The sequence below is a fragment of the Sphingopyxis sp. YF1 genome, from assembly GCF_022701295.1.
Lineage (GTDB): Bacteria > Pseudomonadota > Alphaproteobacteria > Sphingomonadales > Sphingomonadaceae > Sphingopyxis.
Window position 1 is genome coordinate 3,826,444 of the sequence record NZ_CP033204.1, and the last position, 21,271, is coordinate 3,847,714.

18 protein-coding genes and 2 riboswitches are annotated in these 21,271 nt (G+C 67.9%); of the genes, 2 read left to right on the forward strand and 16 right to left on the reverse strand.

The window, feature by feature from the left end; translation table 11 throughout:
* Positions 1-10 precede the first annotated feature (10 nt).
* The 12 genes from EAO27_RS18490 to EAO27_RS18545 form a co-directional block, all read right to left on the reverse strand.
* Positions 11-553 (reverse strand): hypothetical protein, encoded by a 543-nt coding sequence (locus EAO27_RS18490; protein WP_242773217.1) that lies wholly within the window; start codon positions 551-553, stop codon positions 11-13.
* Positions 553-2,508 (reverse strand): TonB-dependent receptor, encoded by a 1,956-nt coding sequence (locus EAO27_RS18495; RefSeq protein ID WP_242773220.1) that lies wholly within the window; start codon positions 2,506-2,508, stop codon positions 553-555. The genes EAO27_RS18490 and EAO27_RS18495 overlap by 1 nt, the downstream gene beginning before the upstream one ends.
* A 144-nt stretch (positions 2,509-2,652) precedes the next feature.
* Positions 2,653-2,844: riboswitch (cobalamin riboswitch) on the reverse strand.
* Between the two features lie 57 nt (positions 2,845-2,901).
* Entirely contained in the window at positions 2,902-3,594 is a 693-nt protein-coding gene (locus tag EAO27_RS18500; protein WP_242773222.1) for a hypothetical protein, read from the reverse strand.
* The gene (locus EAO27_RS18505) at positions 3,591-4,367 is read right to left on the reverse strand and encodes an ABC transporter ATP-binding protein (protein ID WP_242773224.1); all 777 of its coding nucleotides are present in this window, start codon (positions 4,365-4,367) and stop codon (positions 3,591-3,593) included. Before EAO27_RS18505 ends, EAO27_RS18500 begins: the two co-directional genes overlap by 4 nt.
* Positions 4,361-5,362 carry an iron ABC transporter permease gene (locus EAO27_RS18510; RefSeq protein WP_242773226.1) on the reverse strand — a complete coding sequence of 334 codons (1,002 nt, stop codon included), beginning with the start codon at positions 5,360-5,362 and terminating at the stop codon, positions 4,361-4,363. The genes EAO27_RS18505 and EAO27_RS18510 overlap by 7 nt, the downstream gene beginning before the upstream one ends.
* A complete protein-coding gene (locus EAO27_RS18515; RefSeq protein WP_242780646.1) occupies positions 5,359-6,180 on the reverse strand; it encodes an ABC transporter substrate-binding protein in 822 nt (273 codons plus the stop codon). The genes EAO27_RS18510 and EAO27_RS18515 overlap by 4 nt, the downstream gene beginning before the upstream one ends.
* A gap of 50 nt (positions 6,181-6,230) precedes the next feature.
* A complete protein-coding gene (cobO, locus tag EAO27_RS18520; protein WP_242780648.1) occupies positions 6,231-6,839 on the reverse strand; it encodes a cob(I)yrinic acid a,c-diamide adenosyltransferase in 609 nt (202 codons plus the stop codon).
* A gap of 12 nt (positions 6,840-6,851) precedes the next feature.
* Positions 6,852-8,780, reverse strand: a complete 1,929-nt coding sequence (locus tag EAO27_RS18525; protein ID WP_242773229.1) for a TonB-dependent receptor — start codon at positions 8,778-8,780, stop codon at positions 6,852-6,854.
* A 177-nt stretch (positions 8,781-8,957) separates the two neighbouring features.
* Positions 8,958-9,178: riboswitch (cobalamin riboswitch) on the reverse strand.
* A 71-nt stretch (positions 9,179-9,249) separates the two neighbouring features.
* A complete protein-coding gene (locus EAO27_RS18530) occupies positions 9,250-12,495 on the reverse strand; it encodes a CusA/CzcA family heavy metal efflux RND transporter (RefSeq protein WP_242773232.1) in 3,246 nt (1,081 codons plus the stop codon).
* 1 nt (position 12,496) lies between these two features.
* Positions 12,497-13,669, reverse strand: coding sequence for an efflux RND transporter periplasmic adaptor subunit (locus EAO27_RS18535; RefSeq protein WP_242773235.1), 1,173 nt, complete (start codon positions 13,667-13,669; stop codon positions 12,497-12,499).
* An 11-nt stretch (positions 13,670-13,680) separates the two neighbouring features.
* Positions 13,681-14,889 (reverse strand): TolC family protein, encoded by a 1,209-nt coding sequence (locus EAO27_RS18540; RefSeq protein WP_242773245.1) that lies wholly within the window; start codon positions 14,887-14,889, stop codon positions 13,681-13,683.
* Between the two features lie 55 nt (positions 14,890-14,944).
* Positions 14,945-15,286, reverse strand: a complete 342-nt coding sequence (locus EAO27_RS18545) for a hypothetical protein (RefSeq protein ID WP_242773249.1) — start codon at positions 15,284-15,286, stop codon at positions 14,945-14,947.
* Between the two features lie 324 nt (positions 15,287-15,610).
* On the opposite strand from EAO27_RS18545, the gene EAO27_RS18550 reads away from it, so the two are divergent.
* The gene (locus tag EAO27_RS18550) at positions 15,611-16,960 is read left to right on the forward strand and encodes a site-specific integrase (protein WP_242773252.1); all 1,350 of its coding nucleotides are present in this window, start codon (positions 15,611-15,613) and stop codon (positions 16,958-16,960) included.
* Between the two features lie 85 nt (positions 16,961-17,045).
* Here EAO27_RS18550 and EAO27_RS18555 read toward each other — a convergent pair whose 3' ends face one another.
* Together EAO27_RS18555 and EAO27_RS18560 are read right to left on the reverse strand one after the other, a co-directional pair.
* Positions 17,046-17,621: a GNAT family N-acetyltransferase gene (locus EAO27_RS18555; protein ID WP_242773255.1), complete on the reverse strand. Its 576-nt coding sequence runs from the start codon at positions 17,619-17,621 to the stop codon at positions 17,046-17,048.
* Positions 17,622-17,715: 94 nt separating this feature from the next.
* The gene (locus EAO27_RS18560; RefSeq protein WP_242773258.1) at positions 17,716-18,417 is read right to left on the reverse strand and encodes a hypothetical protein; all 702 of its coding nucleotides are present in this window, start codon (positions 18,415-18,417) and stop codon (positions 17,716-17,718) included.
* Between the two features lie 291 nt (positions 18,418-18,708).
* Between EAO27_RS18560 and EAO27_RS18565 the strand changes: the two genes are divergently transcribed.
* Positions 18,709-19,575: a hypothetical protein gene (locus tag EAO27_RS18565; RefSeq protein WP_242773260.1), complete on the forward strand. Its 867-nt coding sequence runs from the start codon at positions 18,709-18,711 to the stop codon at positions 19,573-19,575.
* Positions 19,576-19,595: 20 nt separating this feature from the next.
* On the opposite strand, the gene EAO27_RS18570 is transcribed toward EAO27_RS18565, so the two are convergent.
* Both EAO27_RS18570 and EAO27_RS18575 read right to left on the reverse strand, forming a co-directional pair.
* Complete coding sequence (locus EAO27_RS18570; RefSeq protein ID WP_242773278.1) at positions 19,596-19,940, reverse strand: hypothetical protein; 345 nt, start codon at positions 19,938-19,940, stop codon at positions 19,596-19,598.
* A gap of 111 nt (positions 19,941-20,051) precedes the next feature.
* Positions 20,052-21,245 carry an alpha/beta fold hydrolase gene (locus EAO27_RS18575; RefSeq protein WP_242773280.1) on the reverse strand — a complete coding sequence of 398 codons (1,194 nt, stop codon included), beginning with the start codon at positions 21,243-21,245 and terminating at the stop codon, positions 20,052-20,054.
* Positions 21,246-21,271 lie beyond the last annotated feature (26 nt).

A 21,271-nucleotide genomic window follows, 5' to 3' on the forward strand; every position in this document is an offset into this window, starting at 1 on the left:
CGCGCGCCGGTCATGCGGCGACCGGGCGCGGCGGCGCCGGCACCCCTGCCGCGACGAACAGGCGATAGAGCAGGTAGAGCCCGGCGAGGATGGCACCGTTGCGCACGAATTGTTCGGCGAGCAGGTCGGGTGCCATCGCGGTGTGCAGCCCGCCGAGGATCAGCGCCCAGCCGAGGATCACGGCCTTGAAGGCGGTGAAGCCCGCGGCATAGGCGGTCGCCAATCGCGCCGCGACCGAGCGATAGGTCAGTGCGCTCAGCGCCGCATGGGCGGCGAGCGCCGAACCCGCCGCGGCGGTACCGAGCCCCACGCCCCAGGCGAGCGTGCTGCCGTCGCGCGGATAGCCGAGCAGCGCGAAGCCGATCGCCTGTCTCGCCGCCCAGGCGAGCAGCATCAGCGCGAGGCCGTCGCGGCGGCGCATGTGCACCGCCGCAAGCGCCGCGAGCGCGGGGAAGGGCGTTGCGCAGCCGAGTGCGAGCGTCGTCGCCATGCTCGCGGCGGTGAGCAACGACACCCAGAGCGCCGACGCGCCGCGGTTCGGGAGCGCCGCCATCAGAAGCGCCCCCGGATGCCCGCGTAGACGCTGCGGCCGAGCGCGCCATAGCGGAGCGCCGTCATATATTGCTCGTCGAAGATATTTTCGGCGCGTGCGAAAAGCTTCACCGCGTCGGACAGCGCCACTTCGGCGCGCAGGTCGACGAGCGTATAGTCGTCGAGCCGCGTCGCATTGCTCGCATTGTCGAAGCTCTGCCCCGACCAGCGCACCGCGGCACCGAGTTCGAGCCCGAAACCGAAGGCATAGCTCGCCGATGCATTGGCGGTGTGGCGCGGGCGCCGCGGCAGCCATTTGCCGAAATTATTGCCCGGCGAGCGATCCTCGGCGACGATCCAGCTATAGTTTCCGTCGAGCGTCAGTCCGCCGAGGGTCAGCGCCGCCGCCGCCTCGATCCCGTGCGCCTTGCTGCGCGCGACGTTCGAATAATAGCCGAAGCGCGGCGTTGTCGGATCGCCCGGGACAAAGCACATCGGGTCGGGTGGGGGCGCCGCGGGGTCGGTGGATGGGGCCGGGCAGCTATTATAGATGATCTGATTCGTCGTTGTGCGATCGAACCAGGTCGCGCCGATCACGACCTTGCGATCGAACAGATGCTGTTCGATACCGGCTTCCCAGCCGCGCGCTTCCTCGGGATCGAGCGCGATATTCCCATATTCGCTGAACTGCTGGTAGAGCGAGGGGGCTTTGAAGCCCTCGCCATAGCTCGCGCGGAGCACGGTTCCGGTCGGCAGCCGCCACACGCCGCCCGCCGCGAACAAGGTCTGACCGCCGTAACGATCATGATCGTCGTACCGGACGCCGCCATTGAGCGTCAGCCCGTCGACCGGCTCGACGCTGAGCTGACCATAGACGCTGGTGAGTTCGGCCTTGCCGACCGCGAAGGGCGGCAGGGGGGCGCCAAGCGAGGCCGCGGGCGAACGGCTCTTGAAGTCCGACCGTTCATTTTCGACCCCGAAGATCGCCGAAATGCGATCGTTGACCGCGAAGCTGCCCTGATATTCCCAGCGCTTGTTGCGCCCTTCGGCGTCGAAGCTCTGCGGCCGCGCGCGCGTCGGGTTGTAATTGTCGCGGTTGGTGTCGGTGTAGGCATAGGCGACGCGGTTGCGGAAGCGCCCGTCCATGACGTCGACGTTCAACCCGGCATAACCCACGAATTCACGGTTCAGCCCATAGTCGTCGCTGTCGGCGTTGAAGCCGTCGAATTCGACGTGGCCGCTGGCGTAGGTGCCGCGCACATCGATGCTGACATTGTCGGCGAGCGCGAGTTCGGCGCGGCCCGACAGGTTGGTGTTGCGATAGCCGTCGCGCTCGACCCCGCCGAACGCCTTTGCGTGCGACGAGATGCCGTCGGTGGTGAAGCGCTGGCCGCCGATCCGCCAGCTGAGAGGCCCGGTGCGGCCGCCGAGCGCGGCGCGTGCGCTGACGGTGTTGCGCGACCCGGCCTCGAGGTCGAAGCTGCCTTCGAGCGGCTTGTGCGGCGACGCGGTGACGATGTTGACCACACCGCCGATCGCCTGGCTGCCCCACAGGATCGACTGCGGTCCGCGCAGCACCTCGATGCGGTCGATGTCGCCGACGAGCAGGTTGGTGAAATTGAAACCGCCGCCGGTCGACGACGGATCGTTGAGCTTGACCCCGTCGATCACCGCGACCGTATGTTCGGATTCGGCGCCGCGGATGCGCAGCGCGGTCGCGGTGCCGTAGCCGCCGTTGCGCGAGATGCTGACCCCGGGGGTGCGCAGCAGCAATTCGGTCACGCCGATATCCTGCGAACGGTCGATCGCCGCCTTGTCGAGCGCGGTGATCGAGGCCGGGATTTCGTCGATCGCCAGCGGCGTGCGCGTTGCGGTGACGATGATGCCGTCGGCTTCGCCGGCCTCTGTGGCGAGAGCGGGCAGGGCGGCCGCGATGGCGACCAATGATATGGTGGTGCGAAAAACAGTCCTGAACATGATAACCCCATCGACAAGGCCGCTCGCACGCGCGGTCGATGCGGTTGTCCGTCGGGGACGCGCGACATCGGCCCGCGCAGGCACGCGGCCACCTTTGTCGTCGCTCGGGTTCACTCCCCGTCCGCCCGGCACACCCTGTCCGCGCGAAAGACGACGGCGACGGGCAGGTCTCCTGGCTCGCGGGTCGGTGCCGTTTCGGGCCGCCTTCTCAGGACCTGCTGGTCCCAATGGCATATGGCCCGATGACTCGCCGCTTACAGTTGCAGGGGCAGCCGGGGTTTCGCACCCCATTCCCTTTGAATCCCCTTTCGGGGAACCTGTCGCTGGCGGCGCGTTACATCGAATGTTGCGCGGCGGTCAATTGCTGCGTTGCAATAGGGTCGGGCAAAATGATCAGGCCGCCTTCATCCAGACCACCAGCGCAAAACGCGAAGCGGGTGCGGGAAGCGTGCGGTGCGGGGTGAAGCGGTCGAGGAACAGCGCTGTGCCCGTCGGGCATTCGGGTCGGGCGCGCGGCAGGCCCGCAAGGCGATATTCGGGGATTTCGAAGCCGCCCGCCACCTGCTCGCCGAGCGGCGCCGGCTGGCGTCCCGCCGCGATTTCGAGCCCGCCGCTGTCGGGACCGGCATCGCCGAGCGGGATCCACGCGGTGACGACCACCTTGCCGCATCCGGTGCCGTCGTCGCGCGCGACGTCGCTGTGCCACGCGTGGCGATGTTCGGGGAAGCAGGCGATGCTCGCGCGCACGCGCACGACCTGGCTCGCGAGCGTGCGGCCGGTGAGCGCCTCGGCGGTTTCCTTCAGCCGCGGATCGTTTGCGAGCGCCTGGAGCCGCGGCCCGCGATGCGCGTCGGTGCAGACCGCGACGCGCAGCAGGTTGGCGACGCTGCGTTCGCGCGCGAAGATGCGGTCGAGCCGTTCGGTCAGCGGCGCGTCGGGACAGCTCTGCTCGAAGGGCAGGTAGAGCGCGCACGCCAGCCGGTCGATATGCTCGGCGATGTCGGCGCGCGCCTCACGCACGAAGCCGGGGTCGAACAGCGGGACCGTGGCATAGCCTTCGCTGGCGTAGACTGCTTCGGCGGTCATGGCCGCGCGCGGCCGAAGGTGGTGACCGTCGGCCAGTCGCCGCCGCTCTCGACGCGCGCGTCGATGCCGTAGACGCGGCGCAAGAGGTCGGGGGTGAGCACGTCGGCGGGGGCGCCGTCGGCGACGATCGCACCCTCGTCGATCAGCAGCAGCCGGTCGCAATAGCGCGCCGCCATGGTGAGATCGTGGAGCACCGCGATCACCAGCGCGCCGGCGTCGGCCTCGGCGCGCATCAGTTCCATCACGTCGATCTGGTGCCCGGGGTCGAGGCTGGCGAGCGGTTCGTCGGCGATCAGCGCGGGCGCCTCGACCGCGAGCGCGCGTGCGAAGAGGACGCGCGCGCGCTCGCCGCCCGACAATTCGGTGGCGATCCGGTTGCGCAGACCCGCGACGTCGGCGCGGACCATCGCGCGGGCGATCGCATCGGCGTCGGCGGTGCCGATCTTCGACATCGGCGCGAGGTGCGGCAGGCGGCCGAGTCCGACGAGCCGCTCGACGGTGAGCGGCCAGTGCAGCGTCTGGCCCTGCGGCAGATAGGCGATGCGGCGCGCGAGTGCGGCGCGGGGCATTGCCGCGACATCGTCGCCGTCGAGCGTGACGCGTCCGGTCGCGGGGACCAGCGCGAGCATTGCGCGCGCGAGCGTCGACTTGCCTGCGCCATTGGGGCCGACGATGCCCGTCAGCGTGCCGGGGGCGAAGGCCGCGCTGACGTTCGCGACGACCGCGCGGCGGCCGAGCGTCACGCCGACATGTTCGAGCGCCAGCATCACCACAGTCGCCGCTCCCGCATCAGGTGGACAAGGAAGACGGGCACGCCGAGGAAGGCGGTGACGACGCCGAGCTTGAGTTCGTTGGTGGTCGGGATGATGCGTACCCCGAGGTCGGCGAGCGTCAGCAGCGCGGCGCCGCCGATCGCCGAGGGCAGCAGGATCGCCGACGGGCTGCGGTCGGTAAGCGGTCGGATCAGGTGCGGGACGATCAGACCGACGAAGCCGATCGCTCCCGACACCGCGACCGCGCCGCCGACCCCGATCGCGGTACCGGCGAGCAGCCGGAGGCGCATCGCGCGCAGATCGACCCCCATCGCCTGCGCGGCATCCTCGCCGAGGGTCAGCGCGTCGAGCGCGCGGCCGTTCCACAGCAGCATCGCGGTCCCGGCGGCGATGCATGGCAGCGCGATCCACAGGTGCTGGAACGAGCGGTTCTCGAGGCTGCCGAGCAGCCAGGTCATGATCTCCATCGCCGCGAAGGGGTTCGGCGACAGGTTGAGCGCGAGGCTGGTGCCCGCGACCGCGAGCGTGCCGACGGCGATGCCCGCGAGGATCAGCGTCAGCGGGCTTTCGGCGCGGCCGGCGAGCGCAAAGAGCAGCACCAGCGACAGCAGCGCTCCGCCGGTCGCGAGCAGCGGCAGCGTCGCGACATGGAGTTCAGCGAAGCCGAAATAGATCGCCGCCACACCGCCGAGCGCCGCGGCGTTCGAGGTGCCGAGCACCGAGGGTTCGGCGAGCGGATTGCGCAAATAACCCTGCAACGCAGCGCCCGCGAGTCCGAGCATCGCGCCGACGACGAGCGCGAGCAGGGTGCGCGGCAGGCGGAGTTCGAAGAGGATCGTCGATGCGACCGGATCGCCGCCGTGCACCGCCGCGGTCCACAGCCGCGCCACCGACAGATCGACCGCGCCGAACAGCAGCGAGGCAATCCCCGCGCCGAGCGCGAGCAGCGCGAGCGCGGCGATCAGCAGCGCGCGCGGCGGGGCGCGGCGCGTCATGACGTCACCTTTGCATTGCGAGCGTCGCGGGCATCGTGGCGGGCGATCTGGTCGGCGATGCTGCGCACCGCCCGGGTGTAGGCGGGGCTGCCGCACACGGTCCACGCCTGCGGCACGCTGATCCGCGGGATGCCGGCGAGCGCGGGATGGTGGAGCATTTCGCTGCCCTGGTCGGTGACGATATCGGTTGCGCTCTCGACGATCAGGAAATCGGGGCGCGCCGCGACCATTTCCTCGAGGCTCAGTTGCGACAGCGGCGGCTTGCCGAGCCGGCCCGCGAGATTGACGAGACCGAGCCGCCCCATCATCTCGTCGATCAGCGTGCCGGTGCCGGTCATATAGCCGCGCCGCTGGTAATAGGCGGCGACGCGCCCGCGCCCGGGCTTCGGCAGCCCGGCAAGCTCGCGCTCCATCCGCGCGACCAGCGCCTCGCCGCGCGCCGGATGGCCGATCGCGGCGGCGGTCTGGCGAATCGAGGCGTAGATCTGGTCGGGCCGGTCAGCGGTTTCGAGGTCGAGCAGCGGATAATTTTTGTGCGGCAAGGCCGCGAGCGCCGCGCTGCGGCTGGCGGGCATGCCCGCAACGAGGTCGGGCTCGATCGCCAGAATCTGCTCGGCCGACTGGCTGAGCAACGGCAGGCCGCGTGCCGCCGCCGCCTCGCCCGACATTTCGGGGTCCTGCGCGTTGCGCGACAGCCCGGCGATCTGGTTGCGGTCGGCGAGCGCGAGGATGAGCTGATCGGCGCAGAGGTTGATCGAGACGATGCGCTGCGGCGTCGCGGGCGCCGGCGGCGCAGCGCGCGGTGCGGTCGCCCACAGCGCCCCCGCGCCGCCGAGCAACAGCCCCGCGATCAGCGCCGCGCGCGCGCTCAAAATTCGATCCCCGCCTGCGCGCGGACATTCTGTTCGCGGAACGGATGCTTGACCTGCGCCATTTCGGTGACGAGATCGGCGGCGTCGATCAGCACTTGCGGCGCGTTGCGGCCGGTGACGATCACGTGCGTCATAGCGGGCTTGGCGGCGAGCGCTTCGAGGATCTCATCGACCGGCAGATAGTCGTAGCGCAGCACGATATTGAGCTCGTCGGCGATCACCATCGCGTAGGACGGGTCGGCGATCATCCGGCGGACCTCGTCCCACGCGGTGCGCGCGACCGCGATGTCGCGGCTGCGGTCCTGCGTGTCCCAGGTGAAGCCCTCGCCCATCGGTTTGAATTCGATCAGGTCGGGAAAGCGGTCGAACACCGCTTTCTCGCCGGTCGCCATCGCGCCCTTGACGAACTGGACGACGCCGACCTTCATGCCGTGGCCGATCGCGCGCACCGCCATGCCGAGCGCGGCCGACGTCTTGCCCTTGCCGGGTCCGGTGTGGACGATGAGCAGGCCTTTCTCGACGGTCTTGGTCGCGACCTTCTTCGCCTGCGCGGCTTGCAGCTTTTGCATCTTCGCCTTGTGCTCGGCGTCGGTCCGGGCTTTCATCATGCGCTCCCGTCAGAAGCTCAGCCGGACGCCGGCATAAGCCGAACGACCCGCGCCGACGGTGCTGAACACCTCCTCATAATCGGCGTCGAGGATATTTTCGACGCGGCCGAAGAGCGTGACGCCGGGGCGGACCCGATATTCGGCGCCGAGGTTCATCAGCACATAGTCCTTCAGCGACACGATCACCGGCACATAGCTGGGGTCGGTATAGGCGGCGTCGATCTGCTGCCCGTTGTAGCGCAGCGTCAGTGTTCCCGAAAAGCGCCGGTCGGCGCTGAACAGCGTCGTGTTGACGCTCGCGACATGCCGCGGCCGCCGTATCTCGCGCACGCCGTCCTCCTTCGATGCGACCCAGGTATAGGCGAGGTCAAACGCCAGCTCGGGGATCGGCCGCGCGCTCGCGAAGACCTCGATCCCGTGCTGCTTGCTCTTCGTCGTCCGGTTCGCGGGGGTCGCCTCGAAACTGGGCGGCGGATAGGTGGTGAAGATCTCGTCGGTCAGCACCGCATCGAACCAGGTCGCGCCGAGCGTCGCCCAGTCGCTGGCGCCAAAGCTCTGCTCGATCCCGCCTTCCCAGCCCTCGGATTTTTCGGGGCGCAGGTTGGGGTTGCCGATGTAGCGGCCGTCGACATAGCCGAAGAGCTCGAAATAGCCGGGATTCTTGACCCCGGTGCCATAGGCGCCACGCAGCCGGGTGCCGGTTGGCAGGCGGTAGCTGCCCTGCACGCGCCAGGTCGTGCTGTCGTCGAAGCGGTCGTTATCGTCGTGGCGCAGCGACCCGCCGAGCGACAACTCGCCCGCGACCAGCTCATATTGGCCGACGAGACCGATATTGTCGGTGTGGCGCCGGCCCTGGAAGGAGAAGGGGGTAAGGCTGCGAAAATCCTCGCGTTCGACATCGACCGCGCCGGTCAGCCTGTGCTGCACCGCGTCGTTTCCGAAACGCAGGCTCGAGGTCAGCGATCCCTTGTAGCGCCGGCCCTTGTCGCCATAGCTCAGCCCGAAGGATGTCAGCCCCTTGCGCGTCGTGTCGGCGAACTGCCCCGACAAGGCGGTGACCCAGCGCCCGTCGAGCGCGGTCAGTTCGGCCGAGAGCAGGCCGTAGAAGGATTCGTTGGTGACGTGCACGCCGGGGCTGTCGATCGTGTAGCCAAAACGCGGGCTTGCGGTGTCATACTCGCTGTCGTTGTTGTCGGCGTCGCTGTAGCTGTAGCGCAGCACCCCGCCGAGCCTGAAATTCTCGGCCGGCGTCCAGCCGAATTTGGCGGTCGCGCCGGCGTTTTCGGAGCCGACGTCGCGCGTGCCGCCGCGCGCGGTCGCATAGCCCTTCGTCCCGTAATAGCTGCCCGACACGGCATAGTCGAACGTCTCCGACGCCCCAGCGGCGCGCGCGCTGCCCGCGATCGTGCCGAACGATCCGCCCTCGATCCGCGCGCTATATCCCGGCGCCTCGCGCCCCGACAGGGTGATATAGTGGATCACCCCGCCGATCGCGTCGGAACCGTAGAGCGAACTCTGCTGCCCGCGCAGCACCTCGATCCGCGCCGCCGGATCGGCGAGCAGCCCACCCAGATCATATTCGCCCTGAAAGGGGTCGGCGACCTCGATCCCGTCGACGAGGACGAGCACGTGGTTCGCCTCGCTGCCGCGCACGCGCACCTGCGTCAGGCTGCCGCTCGCGCCGGTGCGGCTGATCGCGAGTCCGGGCACGTCGCGCAATATGTCGGACACGAAGCGTGTCTGGCGCCGGTCCAGTGCTGCGCCATCGATGACGGTGACCGAGGCGCCGAGCCGTCCGGCGGGCACGCCGTCGCCCGAGCGCGACGCGGTGACGATGATGTCGCCGGCGGGGCGCGGGTCGGCGGGCGTGTCGGCGGTCTGCGCCAGCGCGGGCGTTGCCGCCGCCAGCGCGATGATGGAAGGACCGTATTTCAGCATGCGAAAACCCCCGCGCGCCGACAGCGAGGGCGGGAGCCTGCCGGAAGCGGACGCGACCGGCCGGCGCAAGGAGGCGGGCCGGCGCACGGGCCCGCATCGCTCGCACCGAGGCGGCTCCAGCCGCCTGGTCGTCGCTCGACGGAGGTCTCCGTGCCCTGGCCTTTCCCTGGACCGAGGCAGTGAGCGACCCACGCCGGCAGGTCTCCTGGCTCGCGGGTCAGGGCGCGATGCACGCCTTCCCGGGGATGATCCCCAGTGGCTGGTCCGGCAAAGGCCGCACCGGTGCATCGCGCTCGCCGCTTACAGTTGCAGGGACAGCCCGGGATTCGGTGCCCATGCGGCCCCCTCACCCTGTTCCCTATTAAGCCCCATGGGGCACCGGCGCGATCATGCGGGGCTATTTGCCCCGCGCCGCCGCCCATAGCGGAACGCGGGGCTTTCGCAATCGGCTTTTGCACCGGCCCCCGGCCTAGCCCGCCGCTTGGGGCGCGTCGGGCCGGAGCTCTTCATGGGCTCCGTCGGCCGCCGCGGGCGGCCGCAGCAGCAGGCGGCCGATCGCGGGCAGCACGAACAGGGTGAGCAGGGTCGAGGTCATCAGCCCGCCGATCACGACGATCGCCAGCGGCTTTTGCACCTCGGCGCCGGTTCCCGTCGCGAGCGCCATCGGGACGAAGCCGATCGCGGGGACGATCCCCGTCATCAGCACCGCGCGCACGCGCTCCATCATCCCCTCGGCGATTGCCGCGTCGACCGTCCGTCCGGCGGCCAGCCGCTGGTTGATGCTGGTCATCACGACCAGCCCGTTGAGCACGGTCACCCCCGACAGCACGATGAACCCCACCGCGGCCGACACCGAAAAGGGCAGGCCGGCGAACAGCAGCGCGAAGACGCCGCCGGCGAGCGCGAGGGGGATCGCCGAATAGACCGCGAGCGACTGGCGTACCCCGCCGAGCGCGACGAAGAGCAGCGCGAAGATCGCCGCGAAGACGAGCGGGATGACGAGCGCCAGCCGCGCCGACGCCGCCTGCAGGTTTTCGAACTGGCCGCCCCATTCGATGAAGCTGCCGGGGGGCAGCTTGACCTGCTCGGCGACCTTGGCCCGCGCTTCGGCGACGAACGAGCCGAGGTCGTTGCCGCGGACGTTCGCCTGGACGACGACGCGCCGCTTGCCGTTTTCGCGGCTGACCTGGTTGAGCCCTTCGGAGAAGGTGAAGCGCGCGAGTTCGCGCAGCGGCACCGACGCGCGCGCGCCGCCCTCGCCGGGCAGCAGCACCGGCAGCGCGCCGACCGCGTCGAGGTCGTTGCGCACCGCGTCGCCCAGCCGGACGACGATGTCGTAGCGACGATCGCCTTCGAAGACGATCCCCGCCGTCCGCCCGCCCATCGCCGCGGCGACGGTATCGCTGACGTCGCGCAGGTCGAGCCCGTGGCGCGCGATCGCGTCGCGGTCGAAGCGGACGTCGAGCACCGGAAAGCCCGCCGTCTGTTCGGCCTTGACGTCGGCGGCGCCCTTGACCCCGTCGAGCACCGCGGCAACCTCGGCCGCCGTGCGTTCCATCGCGTCGAGATCGTCGCCGTAGATCTTGACCGCGACGTCGCCACGCACCCCGGCGATCAGTTCGTTGAAGCGCAGCTGGATCGGCTGGCTGATCTCGAACGCATTGCCGACGAGCGGCGCGAGCCGTTCCTCGACGCGCGCGATGACGTCGCCGCGGGTTTCGACCCCCGCGGGCCATTCGTCGCGCGGCTTGAGGATGATGAAGGTGTCCGATGCGTTGGGCGGCATCGGATCGCTCGCCACCTCTGCCGTGCCCGTCTTCGAATAGACGAAGGCGACCTCGGGCAGCGTCGCCACCCGGGCTTCGACCTGGCGCTGCATCGCGGTCGACTGGGCGAGCGAGGTCGAGGGGATGCGCAGCGCCTGCATCGCCAGATTGCCTTCGCCGAGGACGGGCAGGAATTCGCTGCCGAGCATTGCGAAGGCGAGCGCCGCGGCGCCGAAGGTGCCCGCGCCCGCGCCGACCCACGGCCACGGACGCGCGACGATGCGTTGCAGCAGCGGAGCATAGCGATGCTTGACCCACGCGATCGCCCGCACGTCCTTTTCGGCGACTTCGCCGCGGATGAGCAGCGCGACCATCGCGGGGACGAAGGTCAGCGATGCGACGAACGCGCCGGCCAGCGCGAGCATCACCGTGATCGCCATCGGCGAGAAGGTCTTGCCCTCGACCCCGGTGAAGGCGAGCAGCGGGACGAAGACGAGGAAGATGATCGCCTGGCCATAAAGCGTCGGACGGATCATTTCGCGCGATGCCTCGAACACCTCGTGCAGGCGTTCGGATGTGGTGAGCAGGCGGCCCTCGGCCTGCTGGCGGTGCGCGAGGCGTTGCAGGCAGTTTTCGATGATGATGATCGACCCGTCGACGATCAGCCCGAAGTCGAGCGCGCCAAGGCTCATCAGATTGCCCGAGGTGCCGGTGGCGGTCATGCCGGTCCCCATCACGAGGAAGGAGATCGGGATCACCAGCGCGGCGATGATCGCGGCGCGGAAATTGCCGAGCAGCCAGAAGAGCACCGCGACGACGAGCAAGGCGCCCTCGGCGAGATTTTTCTCGACCGTGCCGATCGTCGCATCGACCAGCGCGGAGCGGTCGAGCACCGCTTCGACGGCGATGTCGGGCGGCAGCGACGGCGCGACCGCCTTCAGCCGGGTGGCGACGTCGGCGGCGACGATGCGGCTGTTGCCCCCGGCGAGCATCAGCGCGGTACCGACGACGACCTCCTTGCCGTTGCGCGTCGCCGAACCCGTCCGCAGGTCGCCGCCGATCGACACCGTCGCGACGTCGCGCACGAGGACGGGGACCCCGCCGCGCGAGGCGACCGCCGCGCGCGCGATCTCGTCGAGCGTGCGGATGCGCCCGTCGGCGCGGACGAGAAAGGCCTCGCCGCCGCGTTCGACGAAATTGGCGCCGACCGAGATGTTGGCGCGTTCGAGTGCGTCGGCGAGATCGGCGAAGGCGATGCCGTAGCTCGCCATCTTCGCGACGTCGGGCTGGACGACGAACTGCTTTTCATAACCGCCGATCGAATCGATCCCGGCCACGCCCGCGACGGTCTTGAGCTGCGGAGCGATCACCCAGTCCTGCACCGAGCGCAGATAGCCCTGCCGCGCGACCTCGTCGGTCAACCGCTCGCCCGCGGGGGTCAGGTAGCTGCCGTCGGGCTGGAAACCCGGTGTGCCCGCGGCGCGGCCCTTTGCCGCGGCCGGTCGCGGGGCGAAGTCGACGACATACATCAGCACCTCGCCGAGCCCGGTCGACACCGGCCCCATCGCGGGTTCGGCGTCGTCGGGCAGCGCGCCCTTCGCCTGGTTGAGCCGCTCGGCGACCTGCTGGCGTGCGAAATAGAGGTCGGTGCCGTCGGAGAAGACGAGCGTGACCTGCGAAAAGCCGTTGCGCGAGATCGAGCGCGAGCCGGTCAGGCCGGGAATGCCTGCCATCGCGGTCTCGACCGGAAAGGTGACGAGCCGCTCGATGTCGACCGGGCCGAGGTCGGGCGCGGCGGTGTTGATCTGTACCTGCTTGTTGGTGATGTCGGGGACCGCGTCGATCGGCAGCTTCAAAAGCTGCGCGATGCCGAAGGCGGCGACGATCAGTGTGGCGACGATGACGCTCCAGCGAAAGCGGATCGACGCTGCGATGAGTTTCTCGATCATCTCAATGCTCCGCCTCGCCCTTGCCGATCTCGGCCTTGAGCAGGAAGGCGCCGCGCGTCGCGACGAGCGCCCCGGGTTTCAGCCCGGCGACGATCTCGATGCGTCCGGCGCTGCGCTGGCCGGTGGTGACGGGGGTTGCGCGAAATCCCTTGGCCGATCGCTCGAAGACCATTTCGCGCCCCTCGATCGTCTGCACCGCCTCTTCGGGCAGCGCGATCGTGGTTGTCGCAGCGCCCGTCCGCGGCGCGATGCGCACGCGCAGCGCCTGACCCGGCGCCAGCGGTGCGCTGCCTTCGGGGTGGAGGACGATGGTGATCGACCGGCTGTCGGGGTCGAGCCCCGGCGTGGCGGACCGGACGGTTGCGGGCAGCACCGCGCCGCCGGGCAGTTCGATCGCCGCGCGGTCGCCCGGGCGGACGCGCCGCGCATCGGGGGCGGGGACCGCGGCATGGACTTCGATCCGTTCGGGGTCGGAGATCCGGAACAGTTCGGTTCCCGCGGTGACATGCGCGCCCAGCCGGGCGTCGGCGCGCGTCACCTGGCCCGAGATCAGGCTGACCACCGCGAGCCGGCGGCCGTCGCCGCTCAGCTTCGACGAAGCGGCGGCGGCGTCGGCGCGCCGCGCCTCGGCCTCGGCCTCGGCGAGCGCCGCGGCCGCGCCTTCCAGGTCCTGCCGTGCCGTCACCCGTGCGTCGAACAGGCGTTTTTCGCGGCTATAGGCCGATCGTGCGAGCGCGAGCCTCGCCGCCGCGGCGCTGCGTTCGGCGGCGAGGCTCGCGGCCTCGCGGCTCTCCATCGTCGCGACGACGTCGCCCGCGCGAACGCGGTCGCCGAGGCGCCGGTCGATGCGAACGATGGTGCCGTCGGCGCGCGCCGCGAGGACGGCCTCGCCGTCGGGGGTGGCGGCAACGCGCGCCTGGGCGATGATCTCGGCCCCCAATCCGCCCGCCACCGCGCCTTCGGTGACGATCCCCGCGGCGCGGGCGCGCGCGGCGTCGATGGCGACGAAACCTTCGTCGTCGTGCGTGTCTTCGCCGCCTGCGTCCGGCGTTGCGCCGGCCTCTGCGCCGGGGGCGAGGAGGGTGCGGCCAATCTGTACTCCGCCTGCGGCGGCGAGCAGGACGCCCGCTGTGCCGGCGGCGATCCATTTGATTCGATTGCGTTCGTTGGTCATGTCGGGGTCCTTCACTGCGCGGCGGCGCGCGCGAGCGCGGCGAGCGCCAGCGCGCGGTCGAGCCGCGCTTCGATGATGTTGCGGCGGGCGGCGGTGAGCGCTTCGCGGGCGTCGATCAGCTCGACGAGCGAGAATTTTCCCGCCCGGTAACCGACCTCGGCGAGCCGGGCGGCCTCCTCGGCCTGCGCGAGCGACGGTCCGTCCAGCACCGCGAGCCGTTCGGCGGCGATGGTCGCGCGCAGCGCCGCGTCCTTGCGGTCGAACCCCGCCTCGAGGCGCGACTGCGCCAGCGCGGCGTCGGCGGCGAGCGTCTCGGCCTCGGCAGCGGCGATCCCGCCGCGGTTGCGGTCGCGCAGCGGCAGGGGGATCGAGATTCCGGCGATGATCGCGGTTTCGCGCGCTTCGCGAAAGTGGCGCACGCCGCCCGAAGCGGTGACGTCGGGGACCGCTTGGGCGCGCGCGAGCCGGACGCGCGCCTGCGCCGCCTCGCGCCCGGCGGCGGCGATGCGTTCGTCGAGGCTCGGCGTGTCCGGGGGGGCGGCGGCGATGCGCGGCGGCTCGCCGGCGACCGCCGACAGCTCGGGGTCGTCGTTTGCCGTCAGCATCGCAAGGCGGCGGCGCGCGGTGACAAATCGGCCCGCGGTCTGCGCCAGCTCGGCCTCGGCTTCGGCGACCAGCGCATCGGCGCGCAGCTTGCGAAGCGGAGGATCGCGCCCGACGTCGACAAGGTCGGTGGCGATGCGCGCGAGATCGCGCGCGCGGCCGAGCGATTCGCGCGCCAGCGCGCCGCGTGCTTCGGCGGCAAGCAGTTCGGCGTGCGCGGCGCGCACGTCATAGTCGAGCGCCGCCACCTCGCGCGCGAGCGCCAGCCGCGCGAGATCGCGCTCGGCGCCCGCAACCGCCCTGCGCGCGCGCCGCTTGCCGCCGAGCTCGAAGGACTGGCTGATCGCGAGCGTCGTTTCGGTCTGGCGAAAGCTGCGATAGGGGCCGGTGCCGCTGAAATTTTCGACATCGATCCCGAGTTCGGGGTTGGGCGCGACGCCGGCCTGCAGCGCGCGCGCTTCGGCGGCCTTCAGCTCGGCTTCGGCCTTCGCGATTCGCGGCGACGCGTCGCGGCCGCGGGCGAGGGCATCGTCCAGGGTAATGGGTGCAGCCAAGGCGGTCGGCCCGGCCACACAGAGCGTCCCCGCCAGCATGGCGGCGCGCAAATATGCATGCATGATCTAGCTCCTGATCGTCCGTACGGGGCGCGAACGGGGTCGCGCCGGGCGGCGATCAGGCGGCGGGCGGCTCGGTGAGCGGCGCGGCGTCGTGCGGTTCCATCATCGATGCCGGCACGGGAAAGAGCGGGCCGCGGGCGCGAAGCCCGGTCCGCGCCGCGCCGGTTGCCGGCGGGACGAGCCCGTTCGAGCAATGATGATGATCGACGTGGATTGCGGCGGGTTGGCCGGGGTCGCCCGGCGCGTCGCGCGCGTCGTCGCGGGTTTCGGCGTGGCAATCGGTGTCGAGGATTTCGAAGGCGTGCCCCGCGGTTCCCGCGTCGGCGAAGGCGGGCACGACCAGACTGCCGAACAGCATCGACAGGATGAGCATCAGGGAGGTGAACGCCGCTCGCATCGGCGCCGCGCTACCACGAACCGGGGCGCGGCGGCAAGCGCCCGTCGCGCGCGGACAGGGGGATTGCGGGACGCGTCTCACCGCGGCGGCAGGGAAATGGCGCACCCGAAGGGATTCGAACCCCTGGCCTCTGCCTTCGGAGGAGGTACTAGCATACCTACGACAGCAAACGCCAGAGCAAGTTTTTAGTCCCTAAGATACTCTAATAACACGTTATTATTGATCTGCCGTTCTTCGCTGTCGTAACCTTGCATTCGCCCCGATTTCCTCCCGCGTGCTTACGTGGTGCTTACGCGAAACGGGGTGAAATCGGGAGCGAACTCGATGGCCAAACTTACAAAACGCGTAATTGAAGCTGCTGTAGCAGAAGAGAAGGATTATGTCCTTTGGGACGATGAGCTTCCCGGATTTGGCCTTCGCGTTTTCCCGACCGGGAAGCGCAGCTACCTGATCCAGTATCGATCGAGCGGGCGTTCGCGAAGATACACTATCGGCGTTCATGGCGTCTGGACGCCCGAGACAGCAAGGCGCGAGGCCAAGTCTCAGCTGGGGCGCGTGGCCCAAGGTGAAGACCCGGCCGAAGAGCGCGCAGTGCTCAACAAGGCTGTGTCCATGAAGGAACTTTGCGAAGTCTACATGCAGGACCTCAAAGACGGCCTGATCCTCGGGAAGGGCGGTCGCCCAAAGAAAAAATCGACCGTGGATATCGATCTGGGTCGCATCGAGCGGCATGTGATTCCGCTTCTGGGGACCCGCCGCGTCAAGGATCTCACCAAAGCGATCCTGACGAAGGTCATGCGCGACATCATGGCGGGCAAGACCAAGGCTTTCATCAAGACGAACAAGCTTCGCGGGCGCGCGAACGTAAGGGGCGGCCCGGGGACCGCGGCCAGGACGATTGGCTTGATCGGAGGGATTCTCACCTATGCGGTCGATCTCGGCATAATCGACAGCAATCCGGCTCATGGCATCAAACGCCCCAAGGACAACGTCCGGTCGCGGCGGCTGAGTGACGGCGAATATCGCATCCTCGGGCGTATGCTTCGGGAAGCAGCACAAATCGAAAAATTCGGGCCCACGATCGAGATCATTCGCCAGATTGCGTTGACCGGGTGCCGGCGCAGTGAAATCATCACTCTCAAATGGTGCGACGTCGATATTGAGGGCAGCTGCCTCCGGCTCGCCGAAAGCAAGGAGGGCAAGTCGGTCCGACCTATCGGACTGCCGGTCGTGGAATTTCTGGAGCGACGCCAATGCGCCGACAATGGTACATATGTATTTGCAGGGCCGCGCGGAGAGGACACGTTTTTCGGAGGTCTGCCGAACCATTGGAACGAGATTTTTCTGGGTTCGCCTCTGGAGGGCGTGACGCCCCACGTGCTGCGCCACAGCTTTGCAAGCATCGGCAACGATCTCGGCTTCACCGAAGTTACGATTGCCGCTCTCATGGGACATGCCAAGGGAACCGTGACGAGCAAATACATCCATGTACTCGACGCAGCGCTGGTAATGGCCGCTGATACGTTGGCGGGATATATAAGCGCACTGCTCGACGGCATGGTTTTCAAACAGCGCGCCTATTCGCTCGACAGAGAGGCCCGAAGGACCGCACTGGCCGAGTTTATCACGAGGCAGCAAACTTCCACCGCCCGCGCCCCCGCCAACCGAGGATAAGCAGGTTCCTTAAAAACCGGCGCAGAGGATCCACCGCCTCCATCGCATATTAGCGGAGCGGAGCCGATGCGACGTACCAGCGTGATTACGAGGGAAGAGGAGGGCCGCCATCGGCGCGAGCAGGTCTGCGGTCGGAGGCGAGTAGGCTCCAGAGCTTGACATCCTCGAGCATGCCCCATTTGCGCACCCGCTCGCGCAAATATCCCTCCGCGCGGAACCCCAGCCGATCAAGAAGCCTTTCCGACGCGGTATTGCGAATCATGTGATAGGCTTCGAGCCGGTTCATTCCGATGACATCAAACGCGTAATTGATTAGTGCCTCTGCGGCCTCGCGCATGAGTCCTTTTCCCTCATGCTTTGATCCTATCCAGAAACTGATCTCTGCCTGACCATGATCACGGTCGATACTATAAAGCGCGACGACGCCGATCAGTTCGCCGGTCGAAAGCAGTTCGACCGCGAATGGGAGGTTCGTGGCAGTTCGCGGGTCGGTCATGCTCTGATCAATGATTTTTTCAGCGTCCGGCTTGCCGAATGGGTGTGGGACCGAGATCGTCGCGTCGGCGATGCGACGGTCGTCCGCAATCGCGATCAAGGTCTCGACATCGTCGGCCGAAAACGCGCGAAGCCTGATTCTGGGAGTTGCCGCGACGCTATGCATATCCGCTCCGTTTGACACAGTGTCCAAGCCCGACATCAAGCTAAGGAGCGTGCCGCCTAACCGCAGCCATCAGGCGCTTGATGCCGGTTGGCAGTCATTCCGACGTTGAGACCATCCGGCTTTTCTCCTGTTCCATTGAAGCGTCCCTCGCCTCTCGAAGGCGTTCGAAGACGGCCTCTTCGATGGTCGGCCCTTTCGGTGAAAACATCGCACTCAGCCGCGAGTGAAGAAACAACGCGCCGAAGACGCCGATTACCAGTGATCCAAGCCCCTTTATGAAAATCCACCCGAAGTCCTCGTCGCCGGGACCAAAGGCGCTCCACAGCTTGTAGACGAGGATGGGGCCTGCGATGACCATAGCCAGGCCGACAACCATTCCGAGCAGCCCCACCGGACCGCTGATCCGCTTGCGCACGCTGCTGTCGAAAAGGGTGTGTTTACTGGTGGAGTGATTGATCAGGCCGACCAGATTATCCCGGTCGCTACGCTGGCTATCCCCGGCCGATGCGAGATAAATCGCCGATACCCGCTGCCCTTCCCGAAACCCGAAGCCGACGCCGTGAGCCCGAATCTCGAACTCCTGCCCGGCATCGTCGCGCACAAACAATCTGAGCTCCTCGGTCGAGGTCGTCGATACGTCTAAATCGCTGCGGCCATGGCCCGTCGCTGCGTCATGGGTGGTCGTCGTGCGCACATTGATGTCCGACCGCGACCAGTTCTGGTTCCCCTCGACTACGCCTGTGCGGACTTCGACCACCGCTTCTTCCGGACTTGCAATCTTGCTCGCAATCGCCATGCCGATCCCCCATCAGACGTCCCGATTAGAGACGACGCGATTCACGGCGTCAAGGCAGGGCCGTGGAGGGTGCGGGACGCTGCCCCGCAGCCGACGTCGTTGTCTCGGGATCGTCCAAACAAAGGAGCGCGAACCGAAAGCTGGGAGTTGCGCGCGAAAATCCATCGCCGCGTGCTAGAGCAGGCGTATCCGAGACGCGGACGTGAGGCCTCTCGTCTCCGTAGGAAATTTGTGGCGATCCCTCTGAAAGCATGCATAAGTTTCGCATCCGGGGACAGGGGGAGAAAATTTATGGGGGCCATCGATCGAACGACCGTGGCGCTGGTCGGCGGAGCAGCCATGCTCGCAACCTCGCCCGCCTACGCCGCGGGCGCGCTGTCCATCGAACAGGGTGTCTATGCCGATGCCAGCGAGGGTTGCGCCAGCGCCAGCGCGGTCTTCTTCTATGACGGCGCAAACTTCGGACAGGTATTCCCCGGCGGCCCGGGCTACAAGGCGACCGCGCGCGTAAATATGATCCAGCGCAGCGGCCCTCCGCCGACCGGTCGTCAATATGCAGGAACCAGCAAATATTATCTGGGATATACGCTCGCTTGGACTCAGGAAGACAGCGGGCCCTACGGAAGTCTCGCGGTGAAGGCGACCGCGCCCGGTAAGTTCACGATGCGGAGCGTCGATTTTCGGAACGGCACTGGCGGCGTCGACATCAGCGACACGCCATATCTGAAGTGCGACTTCGCCCAGCTTCCGGCGACGATGCAGAACGCGATCCGCGTAGCGCGGCCGCAACTGGCGGGAGGATCGAGCGACGCGCCGGTCGCCGCGCCCGGGCTTCCGCCTCCCATGGCCCCGTTCAATATTCGCCCGGGCCATTATATGCCTGTCCGCGCCGCCTGCGGTTCAAGCCAGGAGCTTATCCTTTATTATGACGGGAAGCGGATAGGCTGGATCGACATGCAGGCTTTCAACCCCAATAAGATGAATGCTCTCGCGGGCGCAAAGCGGCGCGGCGCGGGGTGGGTCACCGACACAGCTACCGGCGAGACGTTGAGGGTCTTAGGTCCGGACCGGATTGCCATCGGCGACCCGGAGTTCGGCGAAGAGACATTGCGCTGGTGTCCCGCAGCGGAGGTGCGCGCGTCCGCACGGCCTCGATAGCTGCTGCCTGACCCTCGGCATCATTCCGGAGACATGGCCCCCCTGAGGCGTTGCAGCCGACCGGGGCCCAGAAGCACAGCGGCGATATTCCCCGAGGTTCGGTAGCTGAGATATAGGAGATAGGCCGAAAGGAAGAGCATCCCGCCGAATGTCGCCCCAAGCGCGAGCCCGATCGCTGCTGGACGGAACTCGTTGCGCCAGGCGGTCCACAGTCCGGATAGGAGCAGAAAGGTGAAAAAGTCGAAATTGAACTGCCCGGGCCATGTCATGGCCATCATGTCGCCGAAGAAGATCGGCAGCAGATTCCAGCCATGATGCGAGATGGTCACGCTCGTGTAGGCGATTATTGCCAGAAGCACGGCCACGAGGAAGCACCGGAAATATAGCATCGCGCACCACCCCTACATGTTGGGGCGTCATCTGATACCCGGTTCGTGGATTATGCAATTACGTCCGGGATAATGAGCGCACGCGCGCTATCGTGCGGTCGCCAGACGCGTTACGACTTCCGAACCGCGAACGAGCGTCAGATCGACTGGACATCGCTCCGCAATGGCCAAAATCTTGTCGCGCGCTTCATCGGACAAGTTTCCTTCAAGTTCGATCGTTCGGGTAAACACATCTTCCGGACTCTGCCCGCTGCGCTTGTCGTGCGTCACGATTGTCCTCGCCTTTGCGAGCGCAAAGCCCTTTCGATCGGCGTAAAGGCGCATCGTCATGGTCGTACAGGCGGCGAGTCCCGCGGATACCAGTTCATAGGGTGCTAGCCCCGTATCGAGCCCGCCTTCGGATATCGGCTCATCGGCATAGAAGCTGTGCGAACCGCTGCGCATCGCCAGCTGGAACTTTCCCCCGAGGGTCTCCTCGGCGAGAACGCCCCCTCCGTCCGGCGCCTCCAGGTCGGCTTTCAATACCGGCAAATATCGAGGCGCCCATGCGGCAATTATCGCGGCGGCGAACTCAGCGTCGCCGGGGCCGGTGAGAAGATGGTCGGCGTCGCCGAGCGAGACAAAGCTCTTGGGGTGCTTCGCGGCGCCGAACAGCGCCGAGGCGTTGTCGATCCCGACCAGCTCGTCGCGGGGCGCATGGAGAAGCAGGAGCGGTCGGTGCAGCGTCGCGACGCGCGGCAGCAAATCCTGTTGGCGCGCATCGGCCACGAACGCGCGGTCGAGAGTAAAATGCCGACCGGCGAGCAGGACGTCCGCGCGCCCTTGGCTTTCGATGCGCGCCAGACTCGCCGGATCAACCAGGTGCAGGACGTGACGGACTTCGGCGGGCGCCGCGATCGTGGCGACCGCCTTTATTGTCGGCATCGCTCCGGCAGCGGCAAGCGCTGCCGCCCCTCCGAAACTGTGGCCGATGAGGAGCGCGGGCGCCATTCCTTCCGCTTCCATGGCCCGACCGGCTGCGATCAGGTCGTCGGCATTGTCCGCGAAGCGCGTCTCGCCGAACGCACCCTCGCTCGAACCGAGGCCGGCGAAGTCGAACCGCAGGACGCCGATGCCCTGCCGTGCGAGAGCGCGTGCAATTCGTACCGCTGCAAGGCTGTCCTTGCCGCAAGTAAAGCAATGGGCGAAGATCGCCCATCCGCGCGGCGTTGCCGCAGGGCGGTCGACGAGTCCGGTCAGGCGATTGCCCCGCGCGCCGTCGAATTCAAAGGATTGCGCCATGGTCCCGCTCCTTCTCACCGCGCCCG

Coding starts and splice junctions, on each gene's coding strand:
- EAO27_RS18540 (WP_242773245.1), bottom strand. CDS start 14,889: ATGCATGCATATTTGCGCGCCGCCATGCTGGCGGGGACGCTCTGTGTG.
- EAO27_RS18500 (WP_242773222.1), bottom strand. CDS start 3,594: ATGACCGCCGAAGCAGTCTACGCCAGCGAAGGCTATGCCACGGTCCCG.
- EAO27_RS18535 (WP_242773235.1), bottom strand. CDS start 13,669: ATGACCAACGAACGCAATCGAATCAAATGGATCGCCGCCGGCACAGCG.
- EAO27_RS18525 (WP_242773229.1), bottom strand. CDS start 8,780: ATGCTGAAATACGGTCCTTCCATCATCGCGCTGGCGGCGGCAACGCCC.
- EAO27_RS18560 (WP_242773258.1), bottom strand. CDS start 18,417: ATGGCGATTGCGAGCAAGATTGCAAGTCCGGAAGAAGCGGTGGTCGAA.
- EAO27_RS18550 (WP_242773252.1), top strand. CDS start 15,611: ATGGCCAAACTTACAAAACGCGTAATTGAAGCTGCTGTAGCAGAAGAG.
- EAO27_RS18545 (WP_242773249.1), bottom strand. CDS start 15,286: ATGCGAGCGGCGTTCACCTCCCTGATGCTCATCCTGTCGATGCTGTTC.
- EAO27_RS18495 (WP_242773220.1), bottom strand. CDS start 2,508: ATGTTCAGGACTGTTTTTCGCACCACCATATCATTGGTCGCCATCGCG.
- cobO (WP_242780648.1), bottom strand. CDS start 6,839: ATGAAAGCCCGGACCGACGCCGAGCACAAGGCGAAGATGCAAAAGCTG.
- EAO27_RS18490 (WP_242773217.1), bottom strand. CDS start 553: ATGGCGGCGCTCCCGAACCGCGGCGCGTCGGCGCTCTGGGTGTCGTTG.
- EAO27_RS18530 (WP_242773232.1), bottom strand. CDS start 12,495: ATGATCGAGAAACTCATCGCAGCGTCGATCCGCTTTCGCTGGAGCGTC.
- EAO27_RS18575 (WP_242773280.1), bottom strand. CDS start 21,245: ATGGCGCAATCCTTTGAATTCGACGGCGCGCGGGGCAATCGCCTGACC.
- EAO27_RS18555 (WP_242773255.1), bottom strand. CDS start 17,621: ATGCATAGCGTCGCGGCAACTCCCAGAATCAGGCTTCGCGCGTTTTCG.
- EAO27_RS18510 (WP_242773226.1), bottom strand. CDS start 5,362: ATGACGCGCCGCGCCCCGCCGCGCGCGCTGCTGATCGCCGCGCTCGCG.
- EAO27_RS18565 (WP_242773260.1), top strand. CDS start 18,709: ATGGGGGCCATCGATCGAACGACCGTGGCGCTGGTCGGCGGAGCAGCC.